Annotated in this window: 11 protein-coding genes; 9 read left to right on the forward strand and 2 right to left on the reverse strand. The window is 64.5% G+C overall.

What is annotated here, in order from left to right:
* Positions 1-9 precede the first annotated feature (9 nt).
* Positions 10-768, forward strand: coding sequence for a phospholipid-binding lipoprotein MlaA (gene mlaA, locus ACK3SD_RS05195; RefSeq protein ID WP_137762542.1), 759 nt, complete (start codon positions 10-12; stop codon positions 766-768).
* Between the two features lie 57 nt (positions 769-825).
* Here the strand turns inward: mlaA and fadL are convergent, their stop codons facing one another.
* Positions 826-2,103, reverse strand: coding sequence for a long-chain fatty acid transporter FadL (fadL, locus tag ACK3SD_RS05200; protein WP_481126999.1), 1,278 nt, complete (start codon positions 2,101-2,103; stop codon positions 826-828).
* A gap of 387 nt (positions 2,104-2,490) precedes the next feature.
* Between fadL and ACK3SD_RS05205 the strand changes: the two genes are divergently transcribed.
* The 4 genes from ACK3SD_RS05205 to sixA all read left to right on the forward strand — a co-directional run bounded on the left by ACK3SD_RS05205 (position 2,491) and on the right by sixA (position 7,372).
* Positions 2,491-2,787: a YfcZ/YiiS family protein gene (locus ACK3SD_RS05205; protein ID WP_137762544.1), complete on the forward strand. Its 297-nt coding sequence runs from the start codon at positions 2,491-2,493 to the stop codon at positions 2,785-2,787.
* Between the two features lie 188 nt (positions 2,788-2,975).
* The gene (gene fadI, locus ACK3SD_RS05210; RefSeq protein WP_137762545.1) at positions 2,976-4,286 is read left to right on the forward strand and encodes an acetyl-CoA C-acyltransferase FadI; all 1,311 of its coding nucleotides are present in this window, start codon (positions 2,976-2,978) and stop codon (positions 4,284-4,286) included.
* Positions 4,286-6,475: a fatty acid oxidation complex subunit alpha FadJ gene (gene fadJ / locus ACK3SD_RS05215; RefSeq protein ID WP_481127000.1), complete on the forward strand. Its 2,190-nt coding sequence runs from the start codon at positions 4,286-4,288 to the stop codon at positions 6,473-6,475. The genes fadI and fadJ overlap by 1 nt, the downstream gene beginning before the upstream one ends.
* A gap of 414 nt (positions 6,476-6,889) precedes the next feature.
* The gene (gene sixA / locus ACK3SD_RS05220; protein ID WP_137762547.1) at positions 6,890-7,372 is read left to right on the forward strand and encodes a phosphohistidine phosphatase SixA; all 483 of its coding nucleotides are present in this window, start codon (positions 6,890-6,892) and stop codon (positions 7,370-7,372) included.
* A 34-nt stretch (positions 7,373-7,406) separates the two neighbouring features.
* Here the strand turns inward: sixA and smrB are convergent, their stop codons facing one another.
* Positions 7,407-7,937 (reverse strand): endonuclease SmrB, encoded by a 531-nt coding sequence (gene smrB, locus ACK3SD_RS05225; protein WP_481127499.1) that lies wholly within the window; start codon positions 7,935-7,937, stop codon positions 7,407-7,409.
* Positions 7,938-8,129: 192 nt separating this feature from the next.
* Between smrB and prmB the strand changes: the two genes are divergently transcribed.
* The 4 genes from prmB to ACK3SD_RS05245 all read left to right on the forward strand — a co-directional run bounded on the left by prmB (position 8,130) and on the right by ACK3SD_RS05245 (position 11,873).
* Positions 8,130-9,062, forward strand: coding sequence for a 50S ribosomal protein L3 N(5)-glutamine methyltransferase (prmB, locus tag ACK3SD_RS05230; protein WP_481127001.1), 933 nt, complete (start codon positions 8,130-8,132; stop codon positions 9,060-9,062).
* 77 nt (positions 9,063-9,139) lie between these two features.
* Positions 9,140-10,225, forward strand: a complete 1,086-nt coding sequence (gene aroC, locus ACK3SD_RS05235) for a chorismate synthase (RefSeq protein WP_481127002.1) — start codon at positions 9,140-9,142, stop codon at positions 10,223-10,225.
* A gap of 32 nt (positions 10,226-10,257) precedes the next feature.
* Positions 10,258-11,076, forward strand: coding sequence for a penicillin-insensitive murein endopeptidase (mepA, locus tag ACK3SD_RS05240; protein WP_137764905.1), 819 nt, complete (start codon positions 10,258-10,260; stop codon positions 11,074-11,076).
* Complete coding sequence (locus ACK3SD_RS05245) at positions 11,073-11,873, forward strand: sulfite exporter TauE/SafE family protein (protein ID WP_481127003.1); 801 nt, start codon at positions 11,073-11,075, stop codon at positions 11,871-11,873. Before mepA ends, ACK3SD_RS05245 begins: the two co-directional genes overlap by 4 nt.
* Positions 11,874-11,902: the final 29 nt, after the last annotated feature.

Below are 11,902 nucleotides of genomic sequence, written 5' to 3' on the forward strand. Positions count from 1 at the left end.
GAGAAAAGAATGGACTACCGCCTGTCTGGACTGGTCTTTGCCAGCGTACTGCTTGTTGGCTGCGCCAGTTCACCGGAGAAGGATCAGCAAGGGCGGTCTGACCCGCTTGAGGGCTTCAACCGGGCGATGTTCAGCTTCAACTACGACGTGCTGGACCCGTACATTGTGCGGCCAGTCGCCGTGGCGTGGCGTGACTACGTGCCGATGCCAGCGCGTAACGGGCTGAGCAACTTCACCAGCAACCTGGATGAGCCAGCGACGATGGTGAACTACTTCCTCGAGGGTAAGCCCTATGAGGGGGCGAAGCACTTCACGCGCTTCTTCCTCAACACCATCCTTGGGATGGGCGGGTTGATTGACGTCGCGGGCATGGCCAATCCCCAACTGGCGCGCGAGGAGCCACACCGCTTCGGCAGCACGTTGGGCTACTACGGCGTCGGCTACGGCCCCTATGTCGAACTGCCGGGCTATGGCAGCTTCACCATCCGTGAGGATGGCGGCGAGTGGGTAGACAAACTCTACCCGCCGCTCAGCTACCTGACCTTCTGGATGTCGGTCGGCAAGTGGGCGGTCGAGGGGATCGAAACCCGCGCCCAGCTGCTGGACTCCGATGGGCTGCTGCGCAACGCCTCCGATCCATACCTGATGGTGCGCGAGGCCTACTTCCAGCGCCACGACTTCCTGGCGAATGGCGGCAAGCTCACCCCGACCACCAACCCGAACGCGGCGGCGATCCAGGGCGACCTGGATGACATCGACTCGCAGTGACCAGCCTGCTGGCATAAAAAAAGCGCCCCTGGGGGCGCTTTTTTTGTGGGCGGCAACTTAGAACAGGTAGTTGAAGTTCACGCCGTAGAGCCACGCCTTGCCTTCGGAGTCAAACTCGTAGTTCGGCAGGCTGGCGGAGACCTGTTCGCTGATGTGCACTTTCTTGCCGTGCATATAGGAGACCCCCACATCCACCGAGGCATCGCGGTTGAAGGCGTAGGTGGTGCCAGCGCTCAGCCAGAAGCGATCCTGATCCGGAATGGAGATGGTGCGGTTCTGCGCGGGGATCGGGCTGTCATCGAAGGCGATACCGGCGCGGAAGGTCCAGTTGTCATCATGGTAGTAGGTCGTACCGAGCGCCAGACGGTAGGCGTCGCGGAAGCCTTCATGCTTCTCAAACAGCGTCTGGCCCTGGGTGCCGGTGGCCTTCAGCTGCTGGAACTGGCTCCAGCTGGTGTAGGTCAGGCTGTAGTGGATCGCCCACTGCGGCGCCACGCGGTTGTAGCCCGACACTTCCCACATCTCCGGCAGGTTGAGCGTCAGCGCGCCGGGGATGGTGCTACCGCCGGTGCCGCCCAGCGCCGTCGGCAGCTCATTGCTGTAGTCGCCGTCAAAGTCGATGTCCACTTTCGAGCGGTAGGTCAGGCTGTAGCGGTTATTATCATCCACCTCATACAGCAGGCCAGCGTTCCAGCCATAGCCCCACTCGTCACCCTTCAGGCGGGCGATCTGGGTGTCCGCCGAGATCAGGCCACGGCTGGAGAGCACGCCCGCCTCGCCAGCGGTGCGCTCAATCTTGGCGCGCGCGTAGACCGCGTCAAAGCCCACGCCAAAGCTGAAGTGGCGGTTGAAGCGGTAGGCGGTGCTCAAGTTAAAGTTGGCGGTCTTCAGCTCGGTCTTGCCGCCCAGCGGGCCAGCGGCGTAACCGCTGTTGAACTCGGTGGCGAGGCCATAGTTGGAGGTGACGGAAGCGCCCACTGACCACTGGTCATCCAGCGGCATGATGAAGTGGATGTTCGGGATCCACTCGGTGGGCGCGATGTTGGAGGAGCTGGTGTCCGCCCCGGTCAGCGGTGAGGAGCCGCTGATGTCCACATCCGGGTCGATATAGATCGCGCCGACGGAGAAGGCCGGGCGATCGAACATGGTCATGGTTGCCGGGTTGCGGCTGCCGGAGGCTGCATTGTCCGCCATGGCCCCTTCGCCAGAGAAGGAACGGCCCAGCCCGGCGGCGGAGTACTCGTTCAGGAGAAAGCCTGCGGCATACGCCTGGGTGGAGACCAGTGCCACAGCCGCTGCCAGTGCGGTTCTTTTAAACAGGTTTTTCTGGTTCATGACCAAAACCTCAGTTATGTGTTTATTTTTTGCAATGTTACATGAAGTAACAAGGAGCGCGGATTGTAGGGGCGGGGGCGTCCCTGACAAATCAGACCAGTGAGCGAATTATAGGGTTGTCGAGGGTTTATGTTGCAATATCGTTTTGCACTTATTTCCCTTTTGATAACAAAAGTTAGATCCAACCAACAATTTTCTTTCAGTAAGTGCGAACTATTTCCTTCTGGCCGATCCCTGCGGGGATTTTCATGGCAATTGATTGGGATAAAACCCTGCAAACAGTAAGGGCTGGTGGATCGGGGGCGGGAGGCGTAAAATCTTACCCATCTTTTCGCTTTCTGTGCCATTCCCTGATGGCCCCATCACGTTTTGCCGAGGAGTAGACCTATGTCTGATGTAACCCAAGCCTGCCATGCCGAAGAGACCGCCGCCTGCTGCTGCGTGGATGTCGGCACCGTCATGGACAACACCGACTGCACCGCTGCCTACCGCCACACCTTTGCTGACCGCGCCGCCGCCGAGGCGATGCAGGCCACGCTGACCGAAAAGGCGCGCCAGGTGGAGTCCGATCCCTGTCAGATTGAGAGCCGCATGGTGGAGGAGGGCGAAGGCGTCAGCCTGGAGATGTCATTTGCCTTTGCCTGCCAGGCGGAGGCGTTGATTTTCCAGCTCGCCTTGCGCTAATCCCACCTGACTCCGCCGCTCCGGCGGGGTTTTTTTAGCCCCTCCCTCCCGCCTGCCGCCGAAAAGGGTGCTCAGGCTCCCATTTCTCCCCGCCTGCGGTTTGCGACATGTAAGCAATGGGTTAACAATATTGGTTCAGGTCTGACCTGTTGACGCAGGCGGCCCGCATCTCTTGTTCAGGAGCGACTATGGGAAAGGTGTTACCGCTGGTCACGCGGAGCGGCGACCGCATCGCGATCGTGGATGGCCTGCGCACGCCGTTTGCCCGGCAGGCAACGGCATTTCACGGCGTGCCAGCCGTTGATCTCGGCAAAATGGTGGTCAGCGAGCTGCTGGCACGCAGTGGGCTGGACCCGCAGGTGATTGACCAACTGGTGTTCGGCCAGGTGGTGCAGATGCCGGAAGCGCCCAACATCGCGCGCGAAATTGTGCTCGGCACTGGCATGAGTACCGCCACCGACGCCTACAGCGTGTCACGCGCCTGCGCCACCAGCTTCCAGGCGGTGGCCAACGTGGCGGAGAGCATTCTGGCTGGCACCGTGCAGGTGGGCATCGCTGGCGGCGCGGACTCCTCGTCAGTACTGCCGATCGGCGTCAGCAAGGCGCTGGCGCGCACGTTGGTGGACGCCAACAAGGCGCGCAGCCTGTCGCAGCGGCTCAAGCTGTTCAGCCGCTTGCGGCCGCGTGACCTGCTGCCGGTGCCGCCGGCGGTGGCGGAGTACTCCACCGGCCTGCGGATGGGCGACACCGCTGAGCAGATGGCGAAAAGCCACGGCATCAGCCGCGAGGCACAGGATGCGCTGGCGCACCGCTCCCATCAGCTGGCGGCGGCGGCCTGGCGTGATGGCCTGCTCAGTGAGCAGGTGATGGCGGCCCACGTGCCGCCCTACCGCACGCCGCTGGTGGAGGACAACAACATCCGCCGCGAATCCAAGCCAGAGGATTACGCCCGGCTGCGCCCGGCCTTTGACCGGCGGCACGGCAGCGTCACCGCCGCCAACAGCACACCCCTCACCGACGGAGCGGCGGCGGTGCTGCTGATGAGCGAATCACGCGCCGCCGCCCTCGGCATGGCGCCGCTTGGCTATCTGCGCAGCTACGCCTTCACCGCCATCGACGTGCGGGAGGATATGCTGCTCGGCCCGGCCTACGCCACGCCGCTGGCGCTGGAGCGCGCTGGCCTGCAACTGGCGGATCTGGATCTGGTGGACATGCACGAGGCGTTCGCCGCCCAGACGCTGGCGAACCTGAAGATGTTCGCCAGCCCCGCCTTCGCACGGGACAAACTCCAGCGCCCACAGCCATTGGGCGAGGTCGACCCGGAAAAATTCAATGTGCTGGGCGGCTCCATCGCCTACGGCCACCCCTTCGCCGCCACTGGCGCGCGCATGATCACCCAAACCCTACATGAGCTACGCCGCCGCGGCGGCACGCTGGGCCTGACCACCGCCTGCGCGGCGGGCGGGCTGGGCGCGGCCATGATTTTGGAGATTGCCTGATGAGCCTTGACGCCACTCCCCAGCCAGCCAGCCCGGAGCCGGTGCACGAGGGCCACGCCACGCCGTCGGCTTTCCACTTTATGCTGCGGCCGGACGGCGTCGGGGTGATCACCCTCGACGTGCCGGGCGAAACCATGAACACCCTGAAGGCGGAGTTTGCCGAACAGTTGGTGGCGGTACTGCACGAGGCGCAGCGCCAGCCCGGTTTGCAGGGGCTGGTGATCATCTCCGGCAAACCCGACTCCTTTATTGCGGGCGCGGACATCGGCATGATTGCTGGTTGCCGCAGCGCCGCCGAGGCGACTCGGCTGGCGAAAAAGGGACAGGCAACGATGGCGCAGCTGGCCGCCTTCCCGGTGCCGGTGGCAGCGGCGATCCACGGCCCCTGCCTTGGCGGCGGGCTGGAGCTGGCGCTGGCCTGCCACTACCGCATCTGCACCCTCGACCCCAAAACGGTGATTGGCCTGCCAGAGGTGCAGCTTGGCCTGCTGCCCGGCTCCGGTGGCACCCAGCGCCTGCCCCGGCTGGTGGGGGCCAGCAAGGCGCTGGAGCTGATCCTCACTGGCCGCCACCTGCGCGCCCGTCAGGCGCAAAAGCTGGGGCTGGTGGATGACGCAGTGCCAGCCTCCATCCTCCTGGAGAGCGCGGCGGCGCAGGTGAAACGCGGCTGGCGCGCCTCACGCCCGCTGCCGTGGCGCGAACGGCTGCTGGGCGGGCCGCTCGGCAAAAGGCTGCTGTTTTCGCTGGTGCGCCGTCAGACGCGCGCCAAAACCCAGGGCAACTACCCGGCGCCGGAGCGGGTGCTGGAGGTGTTGCGCAAAGGGCTGGAGGAGGGCAGTACCAGCGGCTATGCCGCCGAGGCGCAAGCCTTCGGCGAATTGGCGATGACGCCGGAGTCGGCGGCGCTGCGCAGCCTGTTTTTCGCCAGCACCGCACTGAAAAAAGCGCCACCCAGCGCGGCGGAGCCAGCCCCGCTGGCACGCATCGGCGTGCTGGGCGGTGGGCTGATGGGCGGCGGTATCGCCAGCGTCACCGCCACCCGCGCCCACTTGCCGGTGCGGATCAAGGACATCACCCCGGCGGGGATTAGCCACGCGCTCCAGACCAGCTGGGCATCGCTGAGCAAGCAGGTGGCGCGCAAGCGGCTCACCGCCGCCGAGCGCGGCCGGCAGATGATGCTGATCACCGGCGACACCCACTACCGCGGCTTCGCGCACCTTGATTTGGTGGTGGAAGCGGTATTTGAGGATCTGGCGCTCAAGCGGCAGATGGTGGCGGAGGTGGAGCAGCACGCCGCGCCGCACACCATTTTCGCCTCCAACACCTCCTCGCTGCCGATTGCGCAGATTGCCGACGGCGCGCAGCGCCCGCAGCAGGTGATTGGGCTGCACTACTTCAGCCCGGTGGAGAAGATGCCGCTGGTGGAGGTGATCCCCCATGCTGGCACTGACGCGCGCACCCTGGCGACCACCGTGGATCTGGCGCGCCGTCAGGGCAAGACGGCGATTGTGGTGGCGGATCGCGCTGGCTTCTACGTCAACCGCATCCTCGCGCCCTACATTAATGAGGCGGCGCGCTGCCTGCTGGAGGGGGAGCCGGTGGATCGTATCGACCGGGCGCTGGTGCGCTTTGGCTTCCCGGTTGGCCCGCTGATGCTGCTGGATGAGGTAGGGATCGACGTCGGCACCAAAATCGTGCCGGTGCTGGTGCGCGAGCTGGGGCCGCGCTTTGCCGCGCCAGAGGCGTTCGACGCGCTACTGAAAGATGAGCGCAAGGGGCGCAAGAACCGCCGTGGCTTCTACCTCTACCCCACGCGCAGGCTGCCGTTGGTGACGCGCAATAAACAGCCCGACCCGGCGGTCTACCGGCTGCTGGGCGTGACGCCGCAGTCGCGGCTGTCGGAGCAGCAGATCGCTGAGCGCTGCGTGCTGATGATGCTCAATGAGGCGGTGCGTTGCTTGGATGAGCAGGTGATCCGTAGCGCGCGTGACGGCGACATTGGGGCGGTGTTTGGCATCGGCTTCCCGCCGTTTCTCGGTGGGCCGTTCCGCTATCTCGACCAACGCGGGGCCGGGCCGGTGGCGGCCGACCTGCGGGCGCTGGCGGCGCGCTACGGCGATCGCTTCACGCCCTGTGAGCGGCTGGTGACGATGGCCGAGCAGGCGCAGCGTTTCTACCCAGAGGCGTAACATGCTATGCAACTCTGCGGCCAACCCGGTGATGATTAAAGCATTTAGTGACGGTGATCACTGCTTGCCCTCTTGCCCCTGGCACAGGCTGTACAGCCGGGGAGGGGAGGACTACCGTAAACAGAGAGGCCATCTGGCAAAGAACGTCGTTTTTACAAAACTTTGCGCGGCGCGCAGCCGTGAATAAAATGTTGAATTGGTGGTTAAATAACCAGTACTTGCCGGCCTACCCGTGGGTTGCTCTAAAAAACAGCATTTTCTTTGTGTCAACTTTGAGGCAAAATGCCCGGCCGCCATAGAAGAGACGGCGCGTTATCGTTAAAGGGTTGCCCTCTGGAGAGAGGGGAAGACAGCGATACAGCACGCGACGCGTTTCCTGTATGGCGTTATTTTGTCAAACAAAAACGGTGCACTATGCAAGTTTTGATTATGCGTCACGGCGAGGCTGCCCTTGAGGCCGCCAGCGATGCGGTAAGACCGCTTACCCCCTGTGGCCGTGAAGAGTCCCAACAGATGGCGGCCTGGCTGAATGCCAAACCGCTGAACATTGACCGGGTGCTGGTCAGCCCCTATCTCCGTGCCGAACAGACGCTGGCCACCGTGCGCGGCACGCTGACGCTGCCGGAAGATGAGGATGTGCTCTCCGAACTGACCCCCGGCGGCGATGCCGGGCTGGTGGCCTGCTACCTCGAGGCGCTGGCGAAAGAGGGCGTCTCCACGGTGCTGGTGGTTTCGCACCTGCCGCTGGTGGGCTATCTGGTGGCCGAGCTCTGCCCCGGCGAGTGCCCGCCGATGTTCGCCACCTCCGCAATCGCCAGCGTTACCCTGGATGCCGACAGCGGCAAAGGGACGTATGACTGGCAGTTCAGCCCCGCGCAGGTGATGGCGCGCGTCTGATGCCCCCGGCCGGCGCCCGCCGGCCTCCCTCCCGCTACTCCGCCAGCTCCACCAACACCAGCAACGCCGCGTCGCCGCCAAACAGCTTGGGCGCCTGATGGAACGCCATCACGTCCGGGTGTTGCGCCAGCCATAGCGGCGTCTGCTGCTTCAGGATATGTTTGCCGTGCCCATGCATTACGCAGGCGCAGTGCACATGCTCGCGGCGGCAGGCGGCGATCAACGCCCCCAGCTCCTGCTTTGCCTCATGCTGCGTCAGGCCATGCAGGTCGAGGAACAGATCCGGCGTGTAGTCGCCGCGCCGCAGCTTCTTCATCTCAAAATGATCGACGCCGTGCCGCACGTAGCGCACCGGGCCTTCGCTCTCCAGCAGCGGTTGGAACTCATCCGAGAAGTAGTGGGTGGCATCCACCTGCTCCTGCAACAGCCGTTTCGGCGTCGCGACCTTCACCTTCTGGCGGCTTGGCGGGTGCACGATGGTGTCATTGTGTAGCCGTTTGGTGCCGCTCAGGGCCTCACGGAACAGCTGCTGTTCTTCGCTGGTAAGCGGGTATCGGTTCTTCATGTGGGTCGTGGAAACCGTCGTTGACAGAGAAATTAACATGGAGTTTACCTGCTCCGGCGACAAATGTCTGGCCGGGCGTGGCGGTGTGTTTGCCGCTGTGACTATAGCTGCTGATTTGTCGGCCGCTTCATGGCACACTAGTCGGCATTTTGTAAGGCGGCGGCCAGAACCGCCGCAGCGTGGGAGAACACTTTGGACAAGATTTTCGTCGACGAAGCCGTCAGTGAGCTGCATACCATTCAGGATATGCTGCGCTGGGCCGTCAGCCGCTTTAACGCGGCCAACCTTTACTATGGCCACGGCACCGACAACGCCTGGGACGAGGCGGTGCAGCTGGTGCTGCCGACCCTCTACCTGCCGATGGACATCCCGGAAGACATGCGCGGTGCGCGCCTGACCTCCAGCGAGCGCCACCGCATTGTTGAGCGGGTGATCCGCCGCGTCAATGAGCGGGTGCCGGTCGCCTACCTGACCAACAAGGCCTGGTTTTGTGGGCTGGAATTCTATGTTGACGAGCACGTGCTGGTGCCGCGTTCGCCGATTGGTGAGCTGATCGACAACCGCTTCAGCGGCCTGCTGAGCGAACCGCCGCAGTATGTGCTCGACATGTGCACCGGCAGCGGCTGCATCGCCATCGCCTGTAGCTACGCCTTCCCGGAAGCGGAAGTGGACGCGGTGGACATCTCCGAAGAGGTGCTGGCGGTCACGGAGCGCAATATCCAGGATCATGGCGTTGAGCAGCAGGTCACGCCAATCCGCTCTGACCTGTTCCGCGCGCTGCCGCCGCTGCGCTACGACCTGATCGTCACCAACCCGCCTTATGTGGACGAGGAGGACATGTCCGACCTGCCCGAGGAGTTCCGCTTTGAGCCGGAGCTGGGGCTGGCGGCCGGTAGCGACGGCCTGAAGCTGGTGCGCCGCATCCTGGCTTGCGCGCCGGACTACCTCAGCGACGAGGGTGTGCTGGTGTGCGAAGTGGGCAACAGCATGGTGCACCTGATAGAGCAGTACCCGGACATCCCCTTCACCTGGCTGGAGTTTGAGAACGGCGGCGACGGCGTCTTCACCCTGACCCGCCAGCAGCTGGTGGATTGCCACGCGCACTTCGCGATGTACCGCTCGTAAGCGCCACGCCGCGCCTCCCCGGCGCGGCAGGGCCAGCGGGCCAACCACAGAACCAAAATCAAAAGTAAGGAGCCGTGATGGCAGGGAACAGTATTGGGCAGTTTTTCCGCGTCACCACTTTTGGGGAGTCCCACGGCGTGGCGCTCGGTTGCATCGTTGATGGCGTGCCGCCGGGCATCCCACTGACCGAGGCGGATCTCCAGCATGACCTCGACCGCCGCCGGCCGGGCACCTCGCGCTACACCACCCAGCGCCGCGAGCCGGATCAGGTAAAAATCCTCTCCGGGGTATTTGAGGGTGTCACCACCGGCACCAGCATCGGCCTGCTGATTGAGAACACCGACCAGCGTTCGCAGGACTACAGCGCGATCAAGGATGTGTTCCGTCCCGGCCACGCCGACTACACCTATGAGCAGAAATATGGCCTGCGCGACTACCGTGGCGGCGGCCGCTCCTCGGCGCGTGAAACCGCGATGCGCGTCGCGGCCGGTGCCATCGCCAAGAAATATTTGCAGATGAAGCATGGTGTGCAGGTGCGCGGCTTCCTGGCGCAGATGGGCGACGTGCAGTGCGAGCTGAAGGATTGGGCGCAGGTGGAGCAGAATCCCTTCTTCTGCCCAGACCCGGCGAAGATTGAGGCGCTCGACGAGCTGATGCGTGCGCTGAAGAAAGAGGGCGACTCCATCGGCGCGAAAGTGACGGTGGTGGCGGAGAATGTGCCGGCTGGCCTCGGCGAGCCGGTGTTTGACCGTCTGGACGCCGATCTGGCCCACGCGCTGATGAGCATCAACGCGGTGAAGGGCGTTGAGGTGGGCGATGGCTTTGCGGTGGTGAACAAGCGCGGCAGCGAAAACCGTGATGAGATCACCCCGGACGGCTTCCAGAGCAACCACGCTGGTGGCGTGTTGGGCGGCATCAGCAGCGGCCAGCCGGTGATCGCCCATCTGGCGTTGAAACCGACCTCCAGCATCATGGTGCCGGGGCGTACCCTCAACCGTCAGGGCGAAGCGGTGGAGATGGTAACGCGTGGCCGCCATGACCCGTGCGTCGGCATCCGTGCGGTGCCGATTGCGGAAGCGATGATGGCCATCGTGCTGATGGACCACCTGCTGCGCCAGCGCGCGCAGTGCGCGGATGTCACGCCCCCACTGCCACGCTGGTAACGCCGATGAGCAGATCACTTCGCGCCGGCCTGATGGCCGGCATGTTGCTGCTGGCAACGCTGCCAGCACAGGCGCTGACCCCTTGGCAGACCATCGGCCACCCGGTGCCGGGCGCGCCACAGGCGATCGGCAGCTACGCCAATGGCTGCATCGTCGGTGCGCAACCCCTGCCGTTGCAGGCCGCCGACTATCAGGTGATGCGCCCTGACCAGCGCCGCTACTTCGGCCACCCAACGCTGCTGGCGTTTATCCAGCGCCTCAGCCGCCAGACCAGCCAGCAGTCGCTTGGCTCGGTGTTGGTCGGCGACATGGGCATGGCGGCCGGTGGGCGCTTTAGCAGCGGCCACGCCAGCCACCAGTCCGGGCTGGACGTGGACATCTGGCTGCAACTGCCCACCCGGCGCTGGACGTCCCAACAATTGCTGAAGCCGCAGCCGATCGATTTGGTGTCGAAGGATGGCAAGCAGGTGGTGGATCGCCACTGGCAGCCGCAGATTGGGCAGCTGATCAAGCTGGCCGCTGAGGATAGTCAGGTGGCGCGCATCTTCGTCAACCCGGCGATCAAGAAGCGCCTGTGCGAGGATGCTGGCAGTGACCGTGCGTGGTTGAACAAGGTGCGGCCGTGGTTTGCCCACCGTGCCCACATGCACGTGCGGCTGGTCTGCCCAGCGGGCAGCCCGGATTGTCAGGATCAGGCACCGCCGCCGCCGGGCGATGGCTGTGGCGCGGAGCTGGCAAGCTGGTTCCTGCCGCCGAAACCGGCCACCACGCCGCCGGGCAAAACCCTGCCACCGCCGTTGCCGCGCGCCTGTCAGGCGCTGCTGGATAACCACTTCGGGGAGTCCTTATGAGTGGCCTGGCGCTGGGGCCGGAGCTGCTCGGCATCCTGTTCGCGGTCGCGCTGGTGGCGGGGTTCATTGACTCCATCGCTGGCGGCGGCGGGCTGTTGACGGTGCCAGCGCTGCTGGCGGTGGGCGTGCCACCGGCGCAGGCGCTGGCGACCAACAAGCTGCAATCGGTCGGCGGCTCCTTCTCCGCCAGCCTCTACTTTGTGCGCCGTGGCATGGTGAAACTCAGTGACCAGAAACTCACCATCCTGCTGACCTTTTTGGGCGCGATGAGCGGGGCGATTCTGGTGCAGCACGTGCGCGCCGACCTGCTGCGGCAGATTTTGCCGCTGTTGGTGGTGGGCATTGGCCTCTACTTCCTGCTGACGCCAAAGCTGGGCGAGGAGGAGCGGGCGCAGCGCCTTGGCGGGCTGGCGTTCGGCCTGCTGGCCGGTGGCGGCGTCGGCTTCTATGACGGCTTTTTCGGCCCCGGCGCCGGCTCGTTCTATGCGCTGGCCTTCGTGACGCTCTCCGGCTTCACGCTGGCGAAAGCCACCGCCCACGCCAAGGTGCTGAACTTCACCTCCAACCTTGGCGGCCTGCTGCTGTTTATCCTCGGCGGCAAGGTGGTCTGGGGCGTTGGGCTGGTGATGCTGGCTGGGCAGATTCTGGGCGCGCGCCTCGGTGCGCACATGGTGCTGACGCGCGGCCAGAAACTGATCCGGCCGATGATTGTGCTGGTCTCACTGGTGATGAGCCTCAAGCTGCTCTATGACAACCACGGGATAGAGATCCAGCACTGGCTGACGGCGCACCTGTAGCGGCGTCCACCCTTTTTCGGGCCGCGCGA

Source organism: Chimaeribacter sp. YP20170169, assembly GCF_056739715.1.

Coding starts and splice junctions, on each gene's coding strand:
- mlaA (WP_137762542.1), top strand. CDS start 10: ATGGACTACCGCCTGTCTGGACTGGTCTTTGCCAGCGTACTGCTTGTT.
- fadL (WP_481126999.1), bottom strand. CDS start 2,103: ATGAACCAGAAAAACCTGTTTAAAAGAACCGCACTGGCAGCGGCTGTG.
- ACK3SD_RS05205 (WP_137762544.1), top strand. CDS start 2,491: ATGTCTGATGTAACCCAAGCCTGCCATGCCGAAGAGACCGCCGCCTGC.
- fadI (WP_137762545.1), top strand. CDS start 2,976: ATGGGAAAGGTGTTACCGCTGGTCACGCGGAGCGGCGACCGCATCGCG.
- fadJ (WP_481127000.1), top strand. CDS start 4,286: ATGAGCCTTGACGCCACTCCCCAGCCAGCCAGCCCGGAGCCGGTGCAC.
- sixA (WP_137762547.1), top strand. CDS start 6,890: ATGCAAGTTTTGATTATGCGTCACGGCGAGGCTGCCCTTGAGGCCGCC.
- smrB (WP_481127499.1), bottom strand. CDS start 7,937: ATGAAGAACCGATACCCGCTTACCAGCGAAGAACAGCAGCTGTTCCGT.
- aroC (WP_481127002.1), top strand. CDS start 9,140: ATGGCAGGGAACAGTATTGGGCAGTTTTTCCGCGTCACCACTTTTGGG.
- mepA (WP_137764905.1), top strand. CDS start 10,258: ATGGCCGGCATGTTGCTGCTGGCAACGCTGCCAGCACAGGCGCTGACC.
- ACK3SD_RS05245 (WP_481127003.1), top strand. CDS start 11,073: ATGAGTGGCCTGGCGCTGGGGCCGGAGCTGCTCGGCATCCTGTTCGCG.